Genomic DNA, 22,403 nt, shown 5'->3' with positions numbered 1-22,403 from the left:
CCTTGAGCCCAACGTTTCCTTGCCGCCAGACGGTTGACAGATCCACTTCAATGCCGGCTACCAAAAGGAACAGCACAATGGCCAGAGTAGACAGGGCTTCAAGGGCAACGGCGTTCGGGCCTTGTGGGGGGAAGAGAAACTGGACCGCGGCCGGAGCCATGTTGCCCAATACGGTCGGTCCGAGGAGAATACCGGCGAGAAGCTCACCCAGAACTGCCGGTTGATGCAGCTTTTCCGCCAACTCGCCGAGTAAACGTGCCACGGCCAGCAAGATCCCGAAGGATAGGAGCATTAACATGACGTTTTGGCTATTCACGTCTTCCGTGCTTTCTCCCGTTCCGCGGATGCTGTTTGCTGGTGCTGAATCGCATGCCGGTTGGACAGCCCCGAAGAAGCCCGAGGCAGTCAAGGCGTTCACGGCACAACCGGCCAACGATTTGGGCCCCGCAACAGATGAAGAGTGATCAAGAGCGCTCCCCATACTTGTATTGAGCCCACTACACGGGAAGCCTTCGATACGCAGCCCGTACAGCAAGGCTAGAATAGAGAGCGGCATGCATTCTCGTCAATCAGGTGTTCCACGCCGCCCGCATGGACTCGCGACGAAGCCGAGCCGGCCCGCGGCAACCCGAGGTACCCCCTGCCCTCTCGGCATCCTTTGAGTCCCTCTGGCCGCTTAGATCCCGTCCTGCACTGCTCGAACGATGGCGACCCTGTGGCCGCAAGAGTGGCGCGGTCAGAACACGGCGCCACGGCGGAGAAGACCTGTCGGCAGCCCGCTGAACAGGCTCTCGGAAGATGGATTGGACTATGGTTTCGCGCTCTTGACCATGACGGAACGTCCGCGCTGGCATATGACGGGTTCGAGAGCGCGGCCATGGACTTTGAGCGTGAATGGCCCGTCCCGCCATGCGGGGTCGGCCACGTGGATGTCTTCGCCTTGCATAACGAGCAGACAGCTTCGGTCCGTCTCGACGTTCTGAAGCACACCCGGTTCCCAGAAGGCGAAGGCGTTGCCGGCGGGATACTCGACGCGCGCACCGTGAGGATTGATATCGAGGGCATAGGAGCTTCGGACCGCCTGAGCTGCCTCGGCCATCTCACTGGAAGCGCGGCGCGGACAGAACGCGTAGGCGTATGCGGGCATATCCGCGGTGTGAGGGATGACCGCGGTGAAATAGGCCTGCGTCTCGACGCTGCCCTTGCCGCCCACATGGTCGCCGCGAATTGAATGCCAGTCGGATTGCCGAGTTTCACGCAACAGATGGAGTCTGGTGGGCTCGAGGAAGACATAGCCCACATTCTTCGCCCATATCCAGGAGGCCACGGCGTCTGTTTCGAAGGCCTCGTTCGGGAGGGATTGGCCATCGACGACGGCTTCGGCATCGAGCGGCAATGGCAGGTTAATGATGGTTGTCTCAACCCGGCCGGGACCTGCGATATCTGCGCCCGCGCACAGGATGACGCCGCCGTCAACCAGCCAAAGCTTGCGGGCCTGAAAACCGCCGGCGCGAAGCTCTTCAGCGGCGAACGCGGTGTCGCCGGATACGGGAACGAGCCCAACAAACGGGGACTCGTTCTGCTCTTTGCGCTCGACGGCGGCGGTCGTGCCCGGAAGCCGGGTCCAATCGATGGTAGGCCAGCAATTGCGCCACTCGTCGCCGTCAAGAAAATAGAACATGCTTCCGTGGCTGAAAAACCATCCCTGGAGATTTTCCTGGTTGATGGATTCGTAGCCTTTGTTACGCGCGGAGTGCATTTTGATGCCCAGGGCCCAATCCGCGCGGGTGACTTGGAGGAAATCGCTGTCGGGATAAGCGAAAACGCCTGTGCTGGGCGGCGCGGGTTCGATGGCGGGTTGTGGCGGCGTCCAGCCGAGATAGCCCGCCTCGCGTGCGGCAAGCGCAACAAAATGGGATGCTTGGGGATGGCTGGAACCCGCAAGCGCATCGGCGGCGGCAAATCCGCAGGAAGATCGGTAGGTTTCGGGTCCACGGCTGATCTCGCGGCCGATGAGGGCCGGGCAGATACGCCCGCGATACAGGAATCCGTCGACGAAATGGCCGGTCATCGCGGCGTAGCGGCCGAGTTGGGCGCCATTGGGCCCGAGATACGTTCCCTCGTACGTCTTGACCATCTCGGCATAGTCTTGGAGAAAGGAGCGGCCGTACGCCCACATGGGAATTGCGCCGTGGAACTTGTAACTGTAGTCAGCCTGCAGAAAACCATCGCCGGGTTCGCCCATCTCGCCGAACGAGCGGTCCGACCATTTGCCTGCCATGGCGGGATTCTCAAGCAGGACAGCCAACTGTAAACAGCGATGAGCAACCCAGAGCGCGTTGGTATCCGTCTTGCCGACAAACGGTTGCGCGGGCGGTTGCCAGGCGCCTTGCGCCTGGATTTCATCTTCGCACCGGAGGAGGTACGTCACGGTTTTGACGTAGGCATCGTACAATTCAGGGTTCATGGTCCCTTCCAGCAGAAACAGCATGGGAAGGATTTTAATAGGCATGCCGATGTCCCACGACCACCAGTTTCCGACGCGTTTGCAGCCGGGATAAACCATGGTCTGCAGATAACGGAGACCGGCTTCGATGGATGCGAGGACCTCCCGGCTGGCGTGGTGCGCGCTTTGCGGGCTCGCGTAGGCGCGCGCGAGAGTGAGAGGCGGACCGAACGCTCCTCCATGGTGGTAGATTCCGGGATGTTCGAGCGTATATTCGGCCCACCAGCCTTTTTCAGCGGAGAGCAGCCTGGCTACCGTTCCGTCGAGGTCTGTGTTGGGGGTTTGCCACGCGGCGGTGATGCGCTGTTTGATTTCGCGTATATCGGCGATTTGGTCCTCGTACGCGCCGGCAAAGGCGCACACCGAGAGAATGGGGAAGGCGATGGCCGCAAGAAGCAACGTCTTGAGCATGGCAGTACCTCGTTTGGACCGTTGACCGGCCGGGATGCTCCCGTTGACTATCCGGAAACACTCGAAGCGCGCAACCGGTTGCGGTAGTAGTCGATGATCACGGCAGCAACAATGACCATGCCCGTTACGAGGCGTTTGGTATGCTCCTGGGCATTTGCCTGAGCCAGACCGCCCGCGAGCACCGCAATGATCATGACGCCGAGAAACGAGCGAACCACTGACCCGCGGCCGCCGAAAAGGCTTGTGCCGCCAATGACGACGGCCGCGATCGCCTGCAGCTCGTAACCGATGCCGTCTTCCGGATTGACACCCTCGAGCCGCGCCGCGCTGATCAGCGCCGCCAAACCGGCAAGGAATCCGCTTAGTGCGAACACGGCCGCCTTCAACTGTTGCGTGGGGATGCCCGACAGCCGGGCCGATTCTTCATTGGACCCGATCGCAAAGAGATGGCGTCCAAATGCCGTGAGCGACAGCACAATCTGCCCCGCAACAACGACGAGAACGGCGATCACGAACATCATGGAGACGCCGCCGATGCGCAACGAAACAAAACCTCCGAGTTGCGTGCCCAGGTAGATCGAGCGGGAATTGGTCACGAGGTATGCGCCGCCGCGAGCGATCTCGAGCATGCCCAGGGTCACGATGAATGAGGGCAGCCGCCACGTGATGGTAGTGGCGCCGTTGAGGACGCCGCATAGCAGGCCGGTGCCCAGGCAGGCCGCGATTCCAACCGGCATAGGCAATCCGAAGCGATGAAGACAGACTGCGAGAACGGCCTCGCTCAGCCCAAGCACCGACCCCACTGAAAGGTCGATGCCCGCGATGATCAACACGAAGGTCATACCGACAGCGATAACGACCGCGTCGGGAGTCTGGTTCACGATGGTCCGGAAATTCGTGAGGGTGAAGAAATTTTCGGTGAATACGCTGAATCCCGCGATGAGCAAGAGCAGGACGACGGTAAGCCCGAGATAGTCGAGCAGAAAGATATAGGAACGTCTGCCGCTGCTCATTCAGAACTTCTTTCTCGGTGCGGGCCCCGGATTAGCTGCATGATGCTTACAGGTTTTCGGCCGTAACAAGGTCGACGGGGGTTTCGTAATCTTCGGGGAGGGCTTCTCCCCCGATCATCTTCAACGCGTACTCGATGCCGAAGACGGCGAGCTGGTCCGCGTGCTGGTCGGCCGTCGCGAGGAGCTCGCCTTTCTTGAGGAGTTCCTGGGCCGCGGAGATGTTGTCGAACCCGACCACGCGCACGGACTCGAGCTTCCCGGCAGCGCGCAGAGCGGCCACCGCGCCCAGGGCCATGCTGTCGTTCGCGCACAGGAAGGCCTTGATGTTCGGGTTTTCGGTGATCACCGCCGAGACGACCTGGTTCGCCTTCGAAGTTTCCCAACTGCCGGACTGGGAGGCGACGATTTTCATGCCTGCGGCGTTCATGGCATCCTCGAATCCCAGTTTGCGCTGGATGGCGTTGAAGGCGGTGGGAATGCCTTCGACGATGGCCACGGGATCGCCTGGCGAAAGTTTTCCGGCGAGATATTCGCCGACCAGGCGCGCGCCCTTGCGGTTGTCAGGTCCCACAAAGGGGATTTGGACGTTGCGCTCGGCCAGCACGCCGCTGTCGAACTTGTTGTCGATATTGACGACCACGATGCCGGCGTCCATGGCTTTCTGGCAGGCGGATACGAGGAGTTTCGAGTCCGCGGGGGCAATCACGATGGCGTCGACGTCTTGTGCGATCATCTGCTCGACAAGCTGTACCTGCCGGTTGACGTCGCGTTCGTCTTTAATGCCCTGCGCTACGAGGTCGTACGTGCCGGCATTTGCCTTCTGATGAGCCTTAGCCCCCTCCTCCATGGTGAGAAAGAACTCGTTGGCGAGGGATTTCATGATGAGGGCCACGCGGGGTTTGGCTGGCTGGCTCGCGACATCGCGTGGACCCGGGGAAGCCGTCTGGTCTCCGCCGCAGCCGGTGCATAGGGCAAGGGCAATAGCAATCAAGGTGGCCGTGACGCCTTTGAGAATGCCGGATGTTCCCCGCATACGTCTTTCCTCCAAGGTTGTTCCCGCCGGTTTCTGGCTTGTAGGGGCGTATGATAGCGCACCGAATTTTGGGGAAACAATACACTATTCTTTGTATAGAACATAGTTGCGGAAAGGGAAAAGGTGTACCTGGAAGCAGAATTGGGTATTGTGTCTCCAAAATCCCAAGAACTCAGGAGAAGCGTCATGTGCAAGAGACTCATCCTTGTAGCTGCGATTGTTGCGGCCCTTTCCGTCGCCCATGCCGGCGATACGGCGCTGCAATTGTATGTCGCGCCCAACGGCAACGATGCGTGGTCGGGAACCCTGCCGGAACCCAATGCCGAGGGGACGGACGGGCCGCGCGCGACTATCACGGGCGCGCGCGATTTGTTGCGGGAAATGAAAGGCGCTGGCAGGTTGCCGGGGCCTGTCTCGGTACAACTGCGGAACGGCGTGTACCGTGTAACGGCGCCTATCGTCTTCGAGCCGGTAGACACGGGGTCGCCCACGGCGCCGATCACATACGAAGCGTATCCGGGCGAGCATCCGGTTGTCAGCGGCGGAGTCCCTGTTACAGGCTGGACGCAGGATGGCGGGGTCTGGCGGGCAATCGTGCCGGAAGCGGGGCCTCGTCCCTCGCCGTTCTGCGCGTTGTGGGTGAACGGCGAGTTTCGCGGCCCGGCACGCAGTCCTAACGGAGACAACTTCATCAGCGACGGGACGGCGCCCGTCATAAATGACCCGAACACCCAGAAACCGGTTGTCAGCCCGCACAATGCCATTCGGTATAAGGAAGGAGACGTGCAGGAGTGGCAGAACATCGAGGACGTGCTCGTGGTGGGACTTCATTCGTGGGACATCACGAAGCTTCCCGTTGAGCGGATTGACAGGGAACAGCGCCTGCTGATCATGAAACGTCCTGAAGGCGGGTGGGACTTCAACCGGTGGTCCGGGCCAGGACAACGGTATTACGTGGAGAACATTCTGGAGGGCCTGGACGCGCCCGGCGAGTGGTATCTCGAGCGCAAGACGAAAACAGTCTCGTACATCCCGAAACCGGGGGAGGAGATGGACACCGCGGAGGTCATCGCGCCGGTTGCGCAGCAATTGATCGTGCTTCAGGGCGATACGGCCGGCGGCGCTTTCGTGGAGCATCTTCACTTCAAAGGCATTGCGTTTTATCACACCGATTACAGCCTTCCGTCGGAGGGCATGAACAGCCAGCAGGCCGCGTGCTCGGTCAACGCGGCGTTCCAGGCCCGGGGGGCGCGGAACTGTTCCGTCGAGAACTGCGATATCGCCCATGTCAGCAACTACGGAGTCTGGTTCGGCGAGGGATGCGAGGATAACCTTATCGCCAGGAACCATATCCACGACCTTGGCGCAGGTGGTGTACGACTGGGCGAGATGGGCGACGCGGCGACGTCATACCAGGTGTGCCGCCTCAACGTGGCCGACAACAACTGGATCCACGACGGCGGAACCATCTACCACCCCGCGGTGGGGGTGTGGATTGGCAGGAGTTCTTACAACACCGTTTCGCACAACGAGATTCACGACTTCTACTACACGGGGGTGTCGGTGGGCTGGTCGTGGGGGTACGCGCCCAGTTCGGCGAACCACAACATCATCGAGTACAACCATATTCACCATCTGGGGAAACGGTATCTGAGCGATATGGGCGGCATCTACCTGCTTGGGCGCGCGCCGGGGACCGTGTGCCGGTACAACCACATTCACGATGTGGTTTCGTATTCGTACGGGGGCTGGGGAATCTATCCCGACGAAGGCAGCTCGTATCTGCGCATCGAGAACAACCTCGTATACAACACGAAGACAGGCGGTTTCCATCAGCATTACGGCCAGGAGAACCGCATCGAGAACAACATTTTCGCGTACTCGCAGGAAGGGCAGATTCAGCGCACCCGGATGGAGGAACACCTGTCGTTCACGTTCCGGCGCAACATTGTCTACTTCAACAACGGCCAGCTCCTGAGCAGCAACTGGAGCGATAATCAGTATGACCTCGATTTCAACTGTTACTGGGATGAATCGCTCGGCGGCAACATCCTGTTTGCGGGAAACACGCTGGAGCAATGGCGGGCAAAAGGCCAGGACGAACACTCGCTCGTCGCCGATCCGCTATTCGAAAACCCGCAGGCGCTGGATTTTCACCTGAAACCGGATTCGCCGGCCCTCGGCATTGGGTTTGAGCCTATTGACACGAGCGGCATCGGCCTGTATGGGGACGAGGCGTGGGTCGAGGCGCCGAAACGCGTCGAGCATCCCCCTTCCGAGCTGCCCGCGCCCTTCGAGCCCAAGTTCGTGCGCGACGATTTCGAAGACACGCCCCCCGGCGCAGGGCCAAAGAATGCCGCCACGTCGGGGACAACAGCCGAGGCTACCATCCTCGTCACCGATGAAACGGCGGCTGGCGGAGCTCGAAGTCTCAAGATCCAGGACAAACCCGGGCTCGACCAACCCTACAATCCGCATTTCTTCTACCATCCCCTGGTGTTTGGGGGAAATGTTGTGGGCAGTTTCGATATTCGTGTGGAACCCGGTGTAATTATGTATTGCGAATGGCGCTCGGGCGGTCATCCATACAAGGCGGGTCCGCGAATCCATATCAGCAGCGACGGAACGTTGACCGCCATGGACAGGCCATTGCTCAAAGTGCCCGCAGGACAATGGTTTCATGTCGAGATCAGAACGTCCCTTGGCAAGGAGAGCAGCGGCACGTTCAGTGTGACCGTGACGGTGCCGGGTCAGGACCCGGTGGTGGCCGAAGGATTGCCTTTCGGCAATAGCGACTTCCGGCATGTGGCCTGGCTGGGTTTTGTTGCGGACGGCGACGTGGACGGCGTGTTCTACCTCGACAACATCGTCCTCGAGCAGGCACAGCCATAGTTTCGCCGTCGCGACGTGGCCGGTGCGGAAACTGGTCACCGGAGTGAACGAAGCCGCGACATTCGACGGAGGCGCGTGGACCCGAGAATTCGTGATGGACGCAACGCATGCCGAGCCGAAAGGCTACCTGGCGTCGATCCAGACGCCCGACGGCGCCATCGGCGTGATCAGCAGCGCCCTGCATTATCGTTTCAACCTGGCGTAGCTGGAGTAGCGCAGGCGGGGTTCTCACTTCCCTGATGCGGCCAATGGACTCATAAGACCTGTAAGTCCCATGACTTTCACGGTGTTGGCGCAGCCGGACTGATGCTTCGCGGGGAGTGGTTTACGGGGCCCATGAGGGACGGCACGTGTCTGGGTCCTGGAGGCTACAAAAGCACTGGCGATCTGTAGTACACTTTGTCTGCGGAATGAGAATAAAGCACCTTCAGTAGAGTTCCTGGGGACCGCAGAATGCATCCGAAAGCGAGAGCACTTTGCCTCTATGTGGCGGCAGCACTCGTTGCGCTCACGCCCGGCTGCAAAGATGGGCAGACCGGCGCGGTCAGCGTCGTGGGGTCTACATCAATTCAGCCGTTTGCGGAACTGCTCGCCGAGGAATATACCGCAAAGAACCCAAACAAGAACGTCGATGTGCAGGGGGGCGGGTCCACCGCGGGGTTGCAGGCGGTGTCTAACAGCCTGGCCGATATCGGCATGTGTTCGAGGCTGCTCACTCCGGAGGAAGAACAACAGTTTACAGGCACGGTCATTGCCCGGGACGGCCTGGCCATCGTCGTCAACCCCGGCAACCCCGTATCCGAGCTGACCTCCGCCCAGATCCGCGGGCTTTTCAGCGGAGAGATCCAGAGCTGGAGCGAGGTTGGGGGCCATGACGGGCCTGTGCGGCCCATCACCCGGGAAGAAGGTTCCGGCACGCGTGAAAGTTTTGTGCATCTGGTCATGGGTAAGGAGCGTATCTCGCGCAGAGCTCTGACACAAGAATCGAACGGCGCGGTAAAGGAGTTGGTCAAGGGAGATCCGGCGGCCATCGGATACATGTCCCTGGGCCTGGTTGGACACGAACTGAAAACGGTCCTGGTGGATGGCATCCAGCCTTCTTCTGCAAACGTGCTCGCGGGGTCCTACAAGCTGGCCCGTCCGTTCCTGTTTGTCACCAAGGGCACTCTCAGACCGGAAGCCCAGCGCTTCTTTGACTACGTTCTTTCCCCAGAGAGTCAGAAGATTCTCGAGACCGAGGGGCTGGTGCACGCCCAATGAAACAGGACAAACTCATAGCCGCCGCTCTTATGATTGTGGCGTTGTCGGCAATCTCGGGACTGGCCCTGATAACCGTGTTTATTTTCAAAGAAGGCCTGCCAATCATTCTGAGATCGGGCGTGCGGGAGTTCTTCCTGTCCTCTGACTGGGACCCCAAGAATGGAGCATTTGGCATCTGTTCAATGATAGCCGGCTCGCTGGCTGTAACGGCTGGCGCGATGACTATCGGGTCCGTTTTCGGGCTGGGCCTTGCGATAGTGCTGACGCAGTTCTGTCCGGCGGGGTTGGCGTCGGTGCTGAAACCCGTGGTGGAATTGCTTGCGGGAATTCCTTCCGTCGTTTACGGATTCATGGGCGTGGTCACGATTGTGCCGCTCATTCGCACGTATCTTGGCGGCCCCGGGCTTTCGGTTCTGGCCGCCTCGATAGTCCTTGGCATCATGGTCCTGCCTACGGTAACGAGCATCTCGATAGACGCGCTCCAGGCGGTGCCGCGGTCCTACTGGGAAGGCTCGATCGCCCTCGGCGCCACGCAGTGGCAGACCACTCGCATGGTCATGCTTAAAGCCGCACGTTCGGGCATCATGGCCGCCGTGATACTGGGGATGGGGCGCGCAGTTGGAGAGACCATGGCCGTGATCATGGTCGCCGGAAACGCGTTGGAGGTGCCCCACGGACTCCTCGATCCGGTGCGGACGTTGACCAGCAACATCGCGCTCGAAATGGGTTATGCGTCGGGAGAACACCGGGAGGCGCTGTTCGCTACGGGCGTGACGTTATTTGCCATCATTATGATGCTCAACACGATAGCCCTCGCCATTGCCCGAAGCAGCGCCAAGAAGGGCGGGTCCCGATGATGAGATTGTCTCCTGCCGCCGGTCAGCGCATCGCGGTTGCCGCAATGTGGGCCTTGGCTCTAGTTACCATCGGGGTGCTGCTGTTCATCATCACTTTTGTTCTGGTGCATGGGCTGCCGCAAATCACTTGGACATTCCTGACCGAATCCCCTCAGAGCATGGGCCGCAAAGGCGGCGTGTTTCCGATGATTGTCGGGACGATTATGGTGGCCGGCCTGGCGGTCGCGATCGCTGCGCCAATCGGCGTAGCCACGGCCCTCTACCTGACCGAGTACACCCGAGAAAGCCGGTTGACCGCGGTTATTCGGTTCGGGGCCGATTGTCTGGCGGGCATACCATCTATTATCTTCGGATTGTTTGGATTCGTTTTCTTCACCATCACCCTGGGGATGGGACTCAGCGTGCTCTCCGGCGCTTTGACGCTGGCCCTGATGGTCTTGCCGACCATTATCCGGACGACGGAAGAAGCAATTCGCGCGGTTCCGCACGCCTACCGCGAGGTCAGTTATGGTCTGGGCAGCACCCGCTGGCAGATGGCCACCAAGGTTGTATTGCCCCTCGCTTTGCCCGGCATTTGCACCGGCGTCGTCCTGTCGCTCGGCCGGAGCATCAGTGAAACCGCAGCCGTAATGCTTACCGCCGGGTCCGCGCTGCATATGCCCAACTCGTTATTCGACTCGTCCCGCACCCTTGCCCTGCATTTCTATATCTTGTCCCGTGAAGGCCTGTCGATGGAGAACGCCTACGCCACGGCGTCGGTATTGATTATTTCGATTCTGGCGCTCAATGCCCTGGCTTACTGGCTGATGCGCCAGTTCGTGCGGAGGGCGGGACGATGACGAGCGGCGAGCCGAACCCGAAAATGCAGGTGCGGGACCTCTCCGTGAGCTTCGGCGGGACGCGCGCGTTTCGGCATCTCAACCTGGATGTTCTGCCCAACGAGCGCTTGGCGATCATTGGGCCCGCGAGCAGCGGGAAAACGACCTTCCTGCGATGTCTTAACCGTCTCAATGACCTCCAGCACGGATTCTCGCACACGGGCCAAATCCTCCTTGATGGGAAAGACATTTACAGCCCGGAAGTTGATGTCGCGGATCTGCGCCGCCGGGTCGGAATGGTCTATGCGGTGCCGGTCCCGCTACCCTGGTCCATCTACGACAACCTGGTGTATGGTCCAAGACTGGCTGGAATCCGTTCGAGGAGCGCCTTGAATGAACGCGTGGAAGCCGCTTTGCGCGCGGCCTTCTTGTGGGACGAAGTCAAGGACCGGCTCCACGAGCACGCGCACAATCTATCGGGCGGCCAACAACAGCGCCTGTGTCTTGCCCGGGTCCTGGCGCTCAATCCGGAGGTACTCATCCTGGATGAACCGTGCTCCGGCCTGGACCCCATCTCCACCGCGAAGATCGAGGATGCGCTGGCGGAACTCAAGGCAAGCCACTCCATCGTCCTCGTTACCAACAATACGAAACAGGCTGCCCGGGCCTCCGACCGCACGGCATTTTTCCTGATGGGCGACCTCATCGAGGTGGGCGCCACAGACCAGCTGTTTACCGCGCCCCGCGATCAACGGACCAACGACTATCTGATCGGGCAATTCGGCTAGGAAACCGCAATGGAGTTCAAGATACAGACTCAGGCGTTGAACCTGCACTACGGCATTTTTCACGCCCTTAAGAATGTTGATATCCAGATCAAGCCCCAGATGATCACGGCGATCATCGGCCCTTCGGGATGCGGTAAATCCACATTGCTGCGCTGCTTCAACCGGATGAACGAGCTGATCAAAGGTGTCCGGATTAGCGGCCAGATCCTTCTCGACGGAATGGATATCCACGGTCCAGCGATCGATCTCACACATCTTCGGCGGCGCGTCGGGATGGTTTTCCAGCGCCCCAATCCATTTCCCTTGTCCGTCGCCGACAATGTGGCATACGGCCTTCGCGTCCACGGCGGGATTCGGCGGGGCGAGCTGAACGAGGCCGTTGAAAGGAGCCTCAGGGCCACGTGGCTTTGGGACGCGGTAAAAGACCGGCTGAATGGTCCTGCGCTTGCGCTTTCGCCAGAGCAACAGCAACGGCTCTGTATCTCCAGGGTGGTTGCGCTTGAGCCGGAGGTCTTGCTCATGGACGAGCCCTGTTCGGCGCTCGACCCGATCGCTACGGGGCATATCGAAGAGCTGATGCAACACCTGGCCGAGCAATACGCCATCGTAATCGTGACACACAACATGCAACAAGCCAGCCGGGTTTCGTCGGAGTCGGCCTTTATGCTGTTGGGCGAACTGATAGAGTTTGGGCCAACCATCAATATTTTCGAGAATCCGAGGGACAAACGTACCGAAGACTACGTATCCGGTCACTATGGATAACCGGGGCCGGGGGCCCCTTTGGAGCGCGCCATGTCCAAACACCTCCACAACGAGATCGAGAAGCTCAAGAAGCGGATTTTGAACTTGAGCACGATGGTGGAAAGCGCCGTGCAGATGGCCACCACGGCCTTACGGGAACGCGACTCAGAGCTGGCCAAGTCCGTCATAAGCGCCGACAGCGAAATCGACTTGTGCGAAGTCGACATCGAGGAGGAATGCCAGAAGATCCTGGCGCTCTACCAGCCGGTAGCTCATGATCTCAGGCATATCATTGCCGTCTTGAAGATTAACGCAGAACTCGAGCGCATTGGGGACGCCACTGTGAATATCTCCGAGCGTGTGCTCCTGCTCGTGAACAAGGAGTGGATGGATATTCACATCGACTTCCCTGACATGGCTCAGAAAGCCCAGGACATGCTGCACAAGAGCCTTGACGCGCTGGTGAACCTCGATGCCTCGCTCGCTTACGAAGTCATCCTCGCTGATGATGAGGTGGATGCAATAAACGAGCATATGTACGGCCAGGTCGAGAAAGCGATTCAACAGGAGCCAGACCGGGTTGACAGCTACATCAACCTGCTTGGCATCTCCCATAACATTGAGCGGATCGCCGACCATGCCTCCAATATCGCCGAGGACGTCATCTACCTCTTGGAGGGCAGGATAGTACGGCACCGGGCGGAAGAATTCAGGCGCGGGACCGCCCGGGAGTGACCACGATGTGAGACAAGCGGGTCAGGGTGCGCTGTCAGGGTCCGGGACGCTCTGGCCGCTGGCATCCTGGCTGGTTTCGCTCTTGGGTGACGTCTTGGCGTCGTTGCCGCCGTATCCGAGCGCTCTGAGCTGGTCCGCGACGTCCTGGGAAACGCCGTCTACGATAGCGGGTTCGGCGGCGCCTTCCCGGATGAACGCCACCATCCCTTCGAGCAAAGAGGCCAGTTCATGGACCCGATCCGGCACGCTGTCGCCGAGATTCGTGGTTTCTCGAGGGTCCGTGGCCAGATTGTAGTGCTCGACGGGCGCGAGGCCGCGCGGGTTTCCTTCGTTGGCGAAGATAAGTTTCTCATCGCGGGTGCGTACGGCCTGAAGGACGATGCCCTCGAAGTCGTTCTCGGCGTAGACATGCCCGGTGGCGTCATTCTTGAACACGCCGCCTTCGAGCAGGGCCATCCCGGGCATTTCCTCGGGTTTTGGCAGGCCGACAAGCCCCATCATGGTTGGTGCAATATCGATGTGGCGCGCGAAATCCGCGTTGCTCTGACCCGCCAGCTCGCCCCCCGGAAGATGCAGCATCAAGGGCACGCGTATCACTTCATCGTAGAGCGTCTGGCCATGCCACCACCCCTCGTGGTCATAGAATTCCTCGCCGTGGTCGGCAGTAAACAGGATGACGCTGGTGTCGTAGAGCCCGCGTTCGCGCAGTCCGTCAAGGAACGCGCCGATGTGCGCATCCATGTACTCGATTTCGGTGTAGTACGCGTGCCGCATGGGCTCGAGAAACTTCCCGGGGTCAGGATCGCCACTTTGGACACGCGCGTAGCCTTCGCCGGGATTGTCGTGGTTCATGAACGGGTCATGCGGGTCCATGTAGTGCATGAACAGCAGGAAGGGGGCGCCGGCGGGGCGTTCGGTCCCGTCGAGCCAGGCAAGGGCTTCGCGCGAGACGACCTCGGCGGGCTGATAGAAGCGGGTAACGTTCATCTTGCCCCCCAACCGCTTGGCAACCACACTCCATATTTTCCGGAGGCCGTCGTAGCCCGTGAGCTTCGACGCGGAGGATTCGGCGAAGAAGTACAGGTCGGGTTTGAGGTCGGTGTAATCAGTGAACCCCTGTCCGAAATTGAATGACCCCATGATGTTGGGGTTGTTCGAGAAGCCTTTTGTATAGTAGCCGTGCTGAGAGAACACCTCCGCGAAAGTGGTGATTTCGTCCGGGAGGCTCGAGTTCTTGCCGGTAGCAGTATGGGACTCCGGATAACGGCCCGAAAAGATGGTCGCGAACGAGGGTTTGGTCCACGAAGCTTGCGAAAAACACCCCGTGAACAGGACGCTATCGCCGGCGAACCGGCTGAGCGCAGGGGTTTCGATGGGCGCAGACTCGGAATAGTCCGGCAGATAGTCGGCCCGAAGCGCATCGGCGACCATCAGGATAATGTTGGGACCGGCTGCTTTCTGGGGCGGAGCGAATTCGGGCGCGGCACGGCCGGGGGCCCCGAAGGATAGTGCCACGCCCAGAATTACGAGAGCCGCGAAGACGCCAGCGCCGGCTCCCGACGCCGCGCCGCGTTTGAACCGAAACGGCCAGGTTACGAGGAGAGCCAGCACCGCAGCTCCCGCCAGAAGCCCGAGGGCAATAATGAGCACGTTGAGGTTCTGGCCCATGGTAAGAGGTTTTTCGCCGAGGACATCGCGCCGGTAACAGAAACGGCCGATGGCAAGGAAGGCCATGGCCAGCACCAGCCCAAGGGTCAGCGCAAAATCAAACTTGGCGGACAGAAACCGCTTGGCAAGCAGATACAGGAAGGTAAGCCCGGCGGCGATTCCCAAGCCCACCCATAGGAAAAGCGCGCCATATACCGCGGGCCCCCACCAGTACGCGGACCATTCCGTATAGCCTGCGTGATGGCTCACCACCCATGCCGCTTCGGCCAGACCGATAATGGCGCCGCCGATGAGGCCGGCCAGAGCGCCCGCCAGGAGGCAGTTGATGATGTTGCGGCGGTAGCCGGCTACTTCGTCAGGAGTGAGATGCATCAGGACTTGGGATTCGGCGGCTTTGCTGCGCATCCGGGCGAGTTCCGAGGCCATTTCATCCTTGGGTTTGCGCGAGCGGAGTATGAGGATGGGCATCCCGATGAGGAACGGCACCACATCGCCGACCCACCACCCGAGGTGGGCGAAAAGTGCGGCGGCGGCAGCCCCGGCAGTGCCGCTCAGCAGACTGACAAACACGATTTCGCGAATGCCCTCGCCGCCGATCGACGGGCCCAGCACCGTGCCGTAGATCATAACCGGGCTCGCGAACAGGATGTCCCACAGGCTGGTATTCTCGGCGCGTATGGCCATCATGGTGCCAAAGAACATGAAGCAGGTGCCCAGGTGGACCAACAGCCCGAGGAACGTGGCCTTCAGGAGCAGCATGCGGTTTCCGCTGTAGGCCGTTGCGGCCAAGCCCAGCTTGTTGAGCATGTTCGAGATCTTGGCCGGCGTCGGAACGACCGCCACGAGGATTTGAATCACGCGCGGATTCAGCAGAAGCAAAAAGGCCACGGCGACGAATACCGCAAGCACGACCAAAATACCCGCGAAAATGACCACATTGATGTTGAGGAGCCGGAATCCGAGCGGGAACGTCAGAAACACAAGAAACGTGAGCGCGACGAAACCGATAAGTTTTTCGACGGCAATCACGGTCGCGCATTTCACGGGTTGGCCCGTGTAGAGCGAAGAGTCGTAGAAGCGATAGCCGTCCAGTCCGATCGTACTTGGCAGAAAGATGCCAAAGAATCGCCCTACAAACCAGCTCTGTACGAGATAGCCGAAGGGAATGGTCAGCCCTTGCCCTTTCAGGAGAAGACGCCACCGCAGCATCCCCGCCGTCATTCCCGCCAACCTGATCAACGCGGCAAATGCCAACCAGGGCACGAGAATGCTGAGATTGGTTCCGCGGAGCTCCTCCCACATTTTCGCGGGCGTTACACCGCCGAATGTGTCTTCAGACAAGCCGAATGTCTGAGGCCGGAACAACAGGACAAACAGCAACACCGTGAAGACAAGTTTGATCAGAACTCCGAGAGCTTTCTTCATCTGCTATACACCTGGTAAAAATGTACGTGTCACACACTGTAACAGGGCCTAAAACGCGGCAACTCTATCATGCGCGGGAACTGGGGGGCAAGAAAGGCTCGAGCAGCCCAAAAGCCTGGCAAGCGCGCGGGTAGGGAGAATGGCCGGATTCATTCTTGACTGCGGCAGGCGGTTTCGCGAAAACACGTTATGGCTGTCTCGAGCCCTTCGTCGTCGACATCGAGATGAAACACAACCCGGATGCGTGTGGGTCCGGCGACGCCCGCGAGTACGCCGTGCTGTTTGAGGGCGGAAACGAAGCGCTCCGCATTGATCACATCGAGAAACACGATGTTGGTGGGCGACGGCAGGGGGAATGCAATGCCCGGCAGGCCCTCGAGAGCTTCGCGGAACCGTCTCGCGCGGTGGTGGTCATCGCGCAGGCGCTCGATGTGGTGGTCCAGGGCGTAATTGGCCGCGGCGGCAAGCACCCCTGCCTGGCGCATGCCTCCTCCCAGCATTTTGCGATAGCGATGCGCCCGGTCGATGGTTTCGGCGTCACCGGTGAGAATAGACCCTACGGGCGCCCCCAACCCTTTTGAGAAGCAGAACGAGAGGGTATCGCAATGGCGGGCATACTCCTTCACCCCGGCGCCGCTGGCCGCACAGGCGTTGAAAATGCGCGCGCCGTCGCAATGAAGACGCAGGGCGTGCCGGTGCACCACATCGCCGATAGCCGCGACGGTGGCGGGCGGGTATACCGCGCCGCCGCCGCGGTTGGTGGTATTCTCGACTGACACCAGCGACGTTATCGAGTAATGGTGGTCTTTATGAAGCACGAGGGCCTCTTCAACCTGTTCGGGAGACAGAATGCCGCAATCTCCGCGAACGGTCTTCGTCATCAAGCCGGCGACCATGGCGAGGCCGCCCGATTCGAAGTTGAACGGGTGGGCGGTCTCGTCCAATACGATGGTGTCGCCGGGCCGCGTCTGGGAAACGGCGGCCAGCAGATTCGCCATGGTCCCCGTGGGCACAAACAGGGCGGCTTGCTTGCCCACCATCGCAGCGACCCTTCTCTGAAGGGCATTGACGGTTGGGTCTTCACCCAGCACATCGTCGCCGACTTCGGCTTCGGCCATGGCTTGACGCATGCTCGGCGTGGGCCGCGTGACCGTGTCGCTGCGCAGATCAACTAAGGCGTCCTTCACGGATATTCACCTCTCGCTATGGACTGGCCAAGGTTTCTGGTTTTTGGGTAGCAGGGCACTAGTATACGCATGAGGAATTGGACCACCAAATAGCGCGTGAGGAGAAGGCCTCTGGCTGAACGCGCAGAGGAGGGGGCACTGGGAGCACGTCCCAGTACAGAAACAGGGTTAGCCGTTTTCGGCTTCGAGAACAATGGTATCCCCGTCTTGGACGGAAAATAACGTCTTGGGATCGCCGTCGAGTTTTCCGATGACGTTGACGGCGGTTACGAGGCGGCATTCGTTCCCGACCGAGACAGGCGTGGGCCCGTAGGGAATGGCGACCGATGAACCCTGCACCCAGAAGCAAATGGTTCCCGGAGCGACCACCTGTTTGGGATGCGCATCGAGTTCGGTTTCGACGGGCACGCTGAAATAGACTTCGTCGCCCCACGTATTGGCGGAGGAAGAAACCGGCAATACTTCAGCCAGCTGGCGGGCGGTGGCCGAGTCGTTCAAAAGCCCCGTGAGGGCGCCGTTGGGCCAACTAATCCGTATACGCATGGTCCATCGCCATGCCTTTCAACCACACGGCGTGCGTAGAGCCAACGTTCCGGATGGTGTGAGGCACAGAGGCGGGAACCAGAAGTTCTTGTCCGGGTCTAAGCTTGTGAATCTTTCCCTTCATTTCAACTTCGATTTCGCCTTCAACAAGCATCACGAGCTCATCAACGTCATGAGCATAATCCGACCATGTCTGGCCGGGGCGGTCGCAACGTCTCTCGCAGGTGAAGCCGCGCCGGTACCAATTGGAATCAACATGGGTCTCGTTGACAGCTTCACAATAGATATCTCGAGCGGTTTCTCCCATAAGCAAATCCTTTCCCGTTCGCACTGAAGCGTGTTTTTCGAGTTTTTCCTACCCGACGGTGCGGGTTAATACGGCATCGCCATCTCCATTGTATGATATCTGACGAAATATATCAAGAGATATTCACGATTTCTTCGTTTTTGAAATCCTGCTCCTGAAAAAAGTGTGTAAATCGGGTAATTATCGTGTCCTTATTGAGCCTTTTCGCGGGTAGGTTCCGACATGAGACTGGAAACTGCGGCATCTATACGAAGTGACGGTAAAATGTGGTCAAGACAGAACCCCGCTGTTTCTGGATAATGCGCCCGTTGGCCCCTGCAGATATCAATAAAATCACGAGTCAAACCGCCCCTTCCTCACCTCCATGCTTGCACCACGTACGCAAATGGTTCTTAGCATGGGGTTTAAGTATCTTGACACATTACTGTTGGGTAGGGTTTTTGGGTTCAAGCGCCAGGAACTCTTCAAGAGAATCCTGCATGCTTTTCCTCAGGACCTCGTCAGGGCACGCGGCGATGGCTTTCTTCTGGGTTTCAACGGCGTCGGTTGACTTGCCTGATTCGGCTAACGCATGCGCGAGGGTCTCAAGGGCCCTGAAGTCCTCTGGCGCGGCTTGTACGGCGGCTGTAGCAGCGCGTAAAGCGGTTTCGGCGTCGCGCGTTTCGAGGCCGGGTTCCGTCAGGATGCGCCATGCGAAGCCGCGCAACATGTCCGGGCGGGCTGTGCCCCATTCGAGGATGCGTTGGCCGAGCGTCGCGGCTTCGGCCTCGTCCCCGCGTTTTACGGTGGCGAAATAGCGCGGGATAAGGCGCTCAGCGCGTTGAGCAAGCTGCTCGGACTTCAGGGTGTACTGTTTCCCGGCGATGCGTTCGATGAGGGGATCCAGTTCCCGGGCCGCGGGCACGCCGTGCCAGGCGAGCATGCCCTCGCGGTCGATGAGAAATGCGTGGGGCAGGCCTGGCGAGCCAACGGGCCGCATGTAAGCGTTGTAGACGTCGCGGTTCCTGCTGTCGACGGCCACGGCGTAGCTCATGTCCGCTCCCGTGGATGCCACGAATGCGCGCACGGTCTCCGGGTCCTCGTTGCTGACCCCGATGACCACGAGTCCCGCCCCGGCATATTGGCGTTGCAGTTCGTTGATATGGGGCATCATCATGCGGCAGGGCTGGCACCAGGTAGCCCAAAACTCTATCAAGAAGAAGGTTTTTGGAGTGCTGCCGCTGAAGTCGAGCAGGTCCACGGGACCGGGCTTCACCCACTCGCCCAAGCGGAGCGGCGGCACGGCGTCACCCACGGCAAGCGCGGCCGCGGGCACAGCCGCGCAGAGAGCGAAGGCAAAGACCAGACAGGAGCAGGGTTTGCGCACGAATGCCTCCTTGTTTTCGGCACACTGTAGACGTGCGGCCCCCACGTGTGCAAGTCGGACGAATGGGAAGGATTGAATGGGTCAGACCGGCCGGACGCGTCTCATAAGCGCAGGCGTGTTCAAGCGAACTTCAGGAAAACGATAAGGGTGGTCAGGACGAGAGTCGTCAGCATCAGCACGAATATCCAGAGTGTGAAGACGCCGCTCTTGCTTATCCGAGGCGCCGCGCGGGAAAACAGCAGCCAGGTAAGGTAAATCAGCAGTGCCGCCAACCCGGCCAGCACGGCGCCCGGTGCCACAATTCCCCACCCCATGCTCAACCACCTCCTTAAACAGGATAGCACTATTTCGCGAGGAGCGCAGCAAAGAAGGCCAGAACTTCTTTGGTGGGCGGATCGCCCGGAAACCCCAGTTCGCGGTTGAGGGTCAAGTGGTTCTTGTTTTCCGCGGGATAGACCTCGACGGGATATCCCGCGCCCGATTGGGGCGCGTAGATGTCTAGAGCAAGGAGGTCGGGCTGGGCGCCGCCCGGATCGGTATAGGGGATGTCATCCGTCACGCGCATATTCTCGGCGGGGCGTCCCGAGGACGCCGCCAGGAGCAGGCCGCCGAGAAGAAGCAGACGGAATAGCCTGGGGGAAATGTATGAGCGCATCCTGATTCTCCCGTTTGCCGGTGCTTTGCATGCCCGCCACGAAAGAATAAACACTGGGAAGACCAAAAGGTTCCCGCGTGAAGCAGCCCCGTAGCCGCGCAATCGCGTTGATACGACTCTTGACCGCGTTGCGGCGGCGGAAAAGCGTGAGTAACTGCTGGCTGGCAACCGTGCTTTTGGGGGAACGGATTTGGAAGGCGCCAATCGAGATTCCAATAATGGGGAGAAATCTGGTAGGCTCTTTCGGGGGTGGGGGGAATTCTCACGCAATGGGAATTCGTTCGCGAGGGATTTGGGAGGCACCTTTTCGAGGAGATTGCCATGCCGGAGGGATTGTTACAAGGAAAGACAGGGGTAATTCTAGGCGTTGCGAATGAGCGCTCGATCGCGTGGGCCTGCGCGACGGCCTGCGCGGGCGCTGGAGCCCGGCTCATCTTCAACTACCTCGGGGAACCGTTGGAGAAACGCGTCAAGAGACTCCTGAGCGAGCACCTGCCTGATGCGCCGGCTTATCCCTGCGACGTCTCGAAAGACGAGGACATCACGGATTTTTTCCGCAACGTACGCAACCACACCGAGCGGCTGGATTTTGTGGTGCATTCGCTCGCGTACGCGGACCGCGAGGACCTGCAACGCGATTTTGTGGGAACGTCGCGGGCCAGTTTTGCCCTGGCCATGGATATCTCGGCCTACTCGCTGGTTGCCGTAGCGCGCGAGGCCGCCCCCCTGATGACAGCCGGCGGAAGCATCGTGACCATGACCTATTTTGGGTCGGAGAAGGTCGTCCCGAACTATAATGTGATGGGCGTTGCAAAAGCCGCGCTCGAGGCATCGGCGCGGTATCTGGCGAGCGATTTGGGTCCCCAGGGCATCCGGGTGAATTGTGTCAGCGCGGGTCCCGTCCGCACCCTTTCGGCATCGGCCATCGCTGGAGCGCGCGCGATCGGCAGATATGTGGAAAAGGTGTCGCCGCTCCGCCGCAACGTGGATGTAGCGGAGGTGGGCCATGCAGCCCTGTATCTCGTGTCCGATTGGTCGTCGGCAATCACGGGAGAAGTGCTGCACGTGGACGGAGGGTGTAATATTATCGGGATGGGTCTCGCGGAGAAGGAATAGGCAGCGCAGCGTGGACGGCACGTAGGCAACCCCGTAAAGGTATGAGAAGGAATCGTTCTTGACACCAAACCGCCCTAAGACGAGGGAGCTCATGAACTGCGTCGCCACCCACTTGGATGTGGAGGCCGACGCTATCTCGCTGGCTCCTATCCCGACGGGTATATTCAACGATTCCTACTACATTCTGGCGAATGGCCAGGAATACGTGCTTCGTGTCGCCCCGCCGCGCAATGCCGTTTTCTGTTTCTATGAGAGAGAGATGATGCGCCAGGAGCCCTACATTCACCGGCTGCTTCTGGAGAACACGACGGTGCCAGTGGCGCGTATCTACGCTTTTGATGACAGTCACGACATCATCCCGCGCGACTTCCTTATCATGCAGCGTCTGCCCGGGATCGCGATGACCGAACTGGTGCATGTGGACGAAGATGCCGTGTTGCGCCAGGTCGGCGAGGCCTTGGCGGAGACCCATGCTCAGAAGCGCGAGGCCTACGGCTATGTGGGCGAACATCATCCGATGGAACCTCAGTCCTCGTGGGTGGATGCCTTCTTGATCATGTGGCGCAAGCTGGTGGACGACGTGGTGTCGGTGGGGTATTACGACGACGAAGAGCGCGCGTTAATGCTCCGGACGTTGGACAAGTATGTGAAGCTGTTCGACCGTCCCGTCGGGCCCTCTCTGCTTCATATGGACGTGTGGGCGCAAAACATCCTCGTGGAAGGCGGGAACCGGCTCACCGGCGTGCTCGATTGGGACCGCGCGCTCTGGGGCGACCCCGAAATCGAGTTCGCGGTGCTCGATTACTGTGGAATTTCGAAACCGGCCTTCTGGGAGGGTTACGGCAGCCCGCGGGACGATTCCGCCGAGGCGCGCGTGCGTAATTTCTTCTATCTGCTTTACGAAATGCAGAAATACATCGTCATTCGCCATGGGCGCAGCCACGATGCGTATGGGGCAATGGACTATAAGCGCCAAGTGATGCAAATCATTCGCCGTATCCAGAAGAGCGACTGAGCCCGGCGCGAATGCCCGACTGCATCCGCGAACAGAATGGGGAAACGCAAAGAGGGCTGAGGAC

21 protein-coding genes are annotated in these 22,403 nt (G+C 59.9%); 10 read left to right on the top strand and 11 right to left on the bottom strand.

All coding sequences use genetic code 11. The features are described from left to right. From PLJ71_01210 to PLJ71_01195, 4 genes are all read right to left on the bottom strand, one after another. On the bottom strand, window positions 1-556 hold a 556-nt coding region (locus PLJ71_01210), incomplete at its 3' end, for a cation:proton antiporter (protein ID HQM47270.1). A 252-nt stretch (window positions 557-808) separates the two neighbouring features. Beyond that, on the bottom strand, window positions 809-2,917 hold the full coding sequence (locus PLJ71_01205) for a polysaccharide lyase family 8 super-sandwich domain-containing protein (GenBank protein HQM47269.1): 2,109 nt from the start codon (window positions 2,915-2,917) through the stop codon (window positions 809-811). A 47-nt stretch (window positions 2,918-2,964) separates the two neighbouring features. Next, entirely contained in the window at window positions 2,965-3,930 is a 966-nt protein-coding gene (locus PLJ71_01200) for an ABC transporter permease (GenBank protein HQM47268.1), read from the bottom strand. A 46-nt stretch (window positions 3,931-3,976) separates the two neighbouring features. Next, the gene (locus PLJ71_01195) at window positions 3,977-4,963 is read right to left on the bottom strand and encodes a sugar ABC transporter substrate-binding protein (protein ID HQM47267.1); all 987 of its coding nucleotides are present in this window, start codon (window positions 4,961-4,963) and stop codon (window positions 3,977-3,979) included. Between the two features lie 186 nt (window positions 4,964-5,149). Here PLJ71_01195 and PLJ71_01190 point away from each other — a divergent pair, with 186 nt between their 5' ends. The 8 genes from PLJ71_01190 to phoU all read left to right on the top strand — a co-directional run bounded on the left by PLJ71_01190 (window position 5,150) and on the right by phoU (window position 13,057). Beyond that, on the top strand, window positions 5,150-7,855 hold the full coding sequence (locus PLJ71_01190) for a right-handed parallel beta-helix repeat-containing protein (protein ID HQM47266.1): 2,706 nt from the start codon (window positions 5,150-5,152) through the stop codon (window positions 7,853-7,855). A gap of 43 nt (window positions 7,856-7,898) precedes the next feature. Then, the gene (locus PLJ71_01185) at window positions 7,899-8,060 is read left to right on the top strand and encodes a hypothetical protein (protein ID HQM47265.1); all 162 of its coding nucleotides are present in this window, start codon (window positions 7,899-7,901) and stop codon (window positions 8,058-8,060) included. A gap of 248 nt (window positions 8,061-8,308) precedes the next feature. After that, on the top strand, window positions 8,309-9,115 hold the full coding sequence (locus PLJ71_01180) for a phosphate ABC transporter substrate-binding protein (GenBank protein ID HQM47264.1): 807 nt from the start codon (window positions 8,309-8,311) through the stop codon (window positions 9,113-9,115). Further along, window positions 9,112-9,972, top strand: coding sequence for a phosphate ABC transporter permease subunit PstC (gene pstC / locus PLJ71_01175; protein ID HQM47263.1), 861 nt, complete (start codon window positions 9,112-9,114; stop codon window positions 9,970-9,972). The genes PLJ71_01180 and pstC overlap by 4 nt, the downstream gene beginning before the upstream one ends. Next, the gene (gene pstA / locus PLJ71_01170) at window positions 9,972-10,811 is read left to right on the top strand and encodes a phosphate ABC transporter permease PstA (GenBank protein HQM47262.1); all 840 of its coding nucleotides are present in this window, start codon (window positions 9,972-9,974) and stop codon (window positions 10,809-10,811) included. The genes pstC and pstA overlap by 1 nt, the downstream gene beginning before the upstream one ends. Then, window positions 10,808-11,578 (top strand): phosphate ABC transporter ATP-binding protein, encoded by a 771-nt coding sequence (locus PLJ71_01165; GenBank protein ID HQM47261.1) that lies wholly within the window; start codon window positions 10,808-10,810, stop codon window positions 11,576-11,578. The genes pstA and PLJ71_01165 overlap by 4 nt, the downstream gene beginning before the upstream one ends. Window positions 11,579-11,587: 9 nt before the next feature. Continuing rightward, the gene (gene pstB, locus PLJ71_01160) at window positions 11,588-12,343 is read left to right on the top strand and encodes a phosphate ABC transporter ATP-binding protein PstB (protein HQM47260.1); all 756 of its coding nucleotides are present in this window, start codon (window positions 11,588-11,590) and stop codon (window positions 12,341-12,343) included. A gap of 30 nt (window positions 12,344-12,373) precedes the next feature. Then, window positions 12,374-13,057 carry a phosphate signaling complex protein PhoU gene (gene phoU / locus PLJ71_01155; GenBank protein ID HQM47259.1) on the top strand — a complete coding sequence of 228 codons (684 nt, stop codon included), beginning with the start codon at window positions 12,374-12,376 and terminating at the stop codon, window positions 13,055-13,057. 21 nt (window positions 13,058-13,078) lie between these two features. Here phoU and PLJ71_01150 read toward each other — a convergent pair whose 3' ends face one another. From PLJ71_01150 to PLJ71_01120, 7 genes are all read right to left on the bottom strand, one after another. Then, window positions 13,079-16,150 carry a sulfatase-like hydrolase/transferase gene (locus PLJ71_01150; GenBank protein HQM47258.1) on the bottom strand — a complete coding sequence of 1,024 codons (3,072 nt, stop codon included), beginning with the start codon at window positions 16,148-16,150 and terminating at the stop codon, window positions 13,079-13,081. Window positions 16,151-16,299: 149 nt separating this feature from the next. Further along, complete coding sequence (locus tag PLJ71_01145) at window positions 16,300-17,337, bottom strand: GntG family PLP-dependent aldolase (GenBank protein ID HQM47257.1); 1,038 nt, start codon at window positions 17,335-17,337, stop codon at window positions 16,300-16,302. 168 nt (window positions 17,338-17,505) lie between these two features. Beyond that, window positions 17,506-17,880 carry a cyclophilin-like fold protein gene (locus PLJ71_01140; GenBank protein HQM47256.1) on the bottom strand — a complete coding sequence of 125 codons (375 nt, stop codon included), beginning with the start codon at window positions 17,878-17,880 and terminating at the stop codon, window positions 17,506-17,508. Beyond that, on the bottom strand, window positions 17,864-18,187 hold the full coding sequence (locus PLJ71_01135) for a cupin domain-containing protein (GenBank protein HQM47255.1): 324 nt from the start codon (window positions 18,185-18,187) through the stop codon (window positions 17,864-17,866). Before PLJ71_01135 ends, PLJ71_01140 begins: the two co-directional genes overlap by 17 nt. A gap of 421 nt (window positions 18,188-18,608) precedes the next feature. Then, window positions 18,609-19,553, bottom strand: coding sequence for a TlpA disulfide reductase family protein (locus PLJ71_01130; GenBank protein HQM47254.1), 945 nt, complete (start codon window positions 19,551-19,553; stop codon window positions 18,609-18,611). 119 nt (window positions 19,554-19,672) lie between these two features. Next, window positions 19,673-19,867, bottom strand: a complete 195-nt coding sequence (locus tag PLJ71_01125; protein ID HQM47253.1) for a hypothetical protein — start codon at window positions 19,865-19,867, stop codon at window positions 19,673-19,675. A gap of 29 nt (window positions 19,868-19,896) precedes the next feature. Next, window positions 19,897-20,208: a hypothetical protein gene (locus PLJ71_01120; protein HQM47252.1), complete on the bottom strand. Its 312-nt coding sequence runs from the start codon at window positions 20,206-20,208 to the stop codon at window positions 19,897-19,899. Window positions 20,209-20,529: 321 nt separating this feature from the next. Here PLJ71_01120 and PLJ71_01115 point away from each other — a divergent pair, with 321 nt between their 5' ends. Together PLJ71_01115 and PLJ71_01110 are read left to right on the top strand one after the other, a co-directional pair. Continuing rightward, window positions 20,530-21,324, top strand: coding sequence for an enoyl-ACP reductase (locus tag PLJ71_01115; GenBank protein ID HQM47251.1), 795 nt, complete (start codon window positions 20,530-20,532; stop codon window positions 21,322-21,324). 91 nt (window positions 21,325-21,415) lie between these two features. After that, complete coding sequence (locus PLJ71_01110) at window positions 21,416-22,339, top strand: aminoglycoside phosphotransferase family protein (GenBank protein ID HQM47250.1); 924 nt, start codon at window positions 21,416-21,418, stop codon at window positions 22,337-22,339. Window positions 22,340-22,403 lie beyond the last annotated feature (64 nt).

It is taken from the genome of Candidatus Hydrogenedentota bacterium, assembly GCA_035416745.1.
Lineage (GTDB): Bacteria > Hydrogenedentota > Hydrogenedentia > Hydrogenedentales > SLHB01 > UBA2224.
This window is presented reverse-complemented; position numbering and strand designations above follow the sequence as displayed.

Coding starts and splice junctions, on each gene's coding strand:
- pstC (HQM47263.1), top strand. CDS start 9,112: ATGAAACAGGACAAACTCATAGCCGCCGCTCTTATGATTGTGGCGTTG.
- PLJ71_01200 (HQM47268.1), bottom strand. CDS start 3,930: ATGAGCAGCGGCAGACGTTCCTATATCTTTCTGCTCGACTATCTCGGG.
- PLJ71_01180 (HQM47264.1), top strand. CDS start 8,309: ATGCATCCGAAAGCGAGAGCACTTTGCCTCTATGTGGCGGCAGCACTC.
- PLJ71_01205 (HQM47269.1), bottom strand. CDS start 2,917: ATGCTCAAGACGTTGCTTCTTGCGGCCATCGCCTTCCCCATTCTCTCG.
- PLJ71_01165 (HQM47261.1), top strand. CDS start 10,808: ATGACGAGCGGCGAGCCGAACCCGAAAATGCAGGTGCGGGACCTCTCC.
- phoU (HQM47259.1), top strand. CDS start 12,374: ATGTCCAAACACCTCCACAACGAGATCGAGAAGCTCAAGAAGCGGATT.
- PLJ71_01125 (HQM47253.1), bottom strand. CDS start 19,867: ATGGGGTGGGGAATTGTGGCACCGGGCGCCGTGCTGGCCGGGTTGGCG.
- PLJ71_01120 (HQM47252.1), bottom strand. CDS start 20,208: ATGCGCTCATACATTTCCCCCAGGCTATTCCGTCTGCTTCTTCTCGGC.
- PLJ71_01135 (HQM47255.1), bottom strand. CDS start 18,187: ATGGGAGAAACCGCTCGAGATATCTATTGTGAAGCTGTCAACGAGACC.
- pstA (HQM47262.1), top strand. CDS start 9,972: ATGAGATTGTCTCCTGCCGCCGGTCAGCGCATCGCGGTTGCCGCAATG.
- PLJ71_01195 (HQM47267.1), bottom strand. CDS start 4,963: ATGCGGGGAACATCCGGCATTCTCAAAGGCGTCACGGCCACCTTGATT.
- PLJ71_01150 (HQM47258.1), bottom strand. CDS start 16,150: ATGAAGAAAGCTCTCGGAGTTCTGATCAAACTTGTCTTCACGGTGTTG.
- PLJ71_01110 (HQM47250.1), top strand. CDS start 21,416: ATGAACTGCGTCGCCACCCACTTGGATGTGGAGGCCGACGCTATCTCG.
- pstB (HQM47260.1), top strand. CDS start 11,588: ATGGAGTTCAAGATACAGACTCAGGCGTTGAACCTGCACTACGGCATT.
- PLJ71_01190 (HQM47266.1), top strand. CDS start 5,150: ATGTGCAAGAGACTCATCCTTGTAGCTGCGATTGTTGCGGCCCTTTCC.
- PLJ71_01140 (HQM47256.1), bottom strand. CDS start 17,880: ATGCGTATACGGATTAGTTGGCCCAACGGCGCCCTCACGGGGCTTTTG.
- PLJ71_01115 (HQM47251.1), top strand. CDS start 20,530: ATGCCGGAGGGATTGTTACAAGGAAAGACAGGGGTAATTCTAGGCGTT.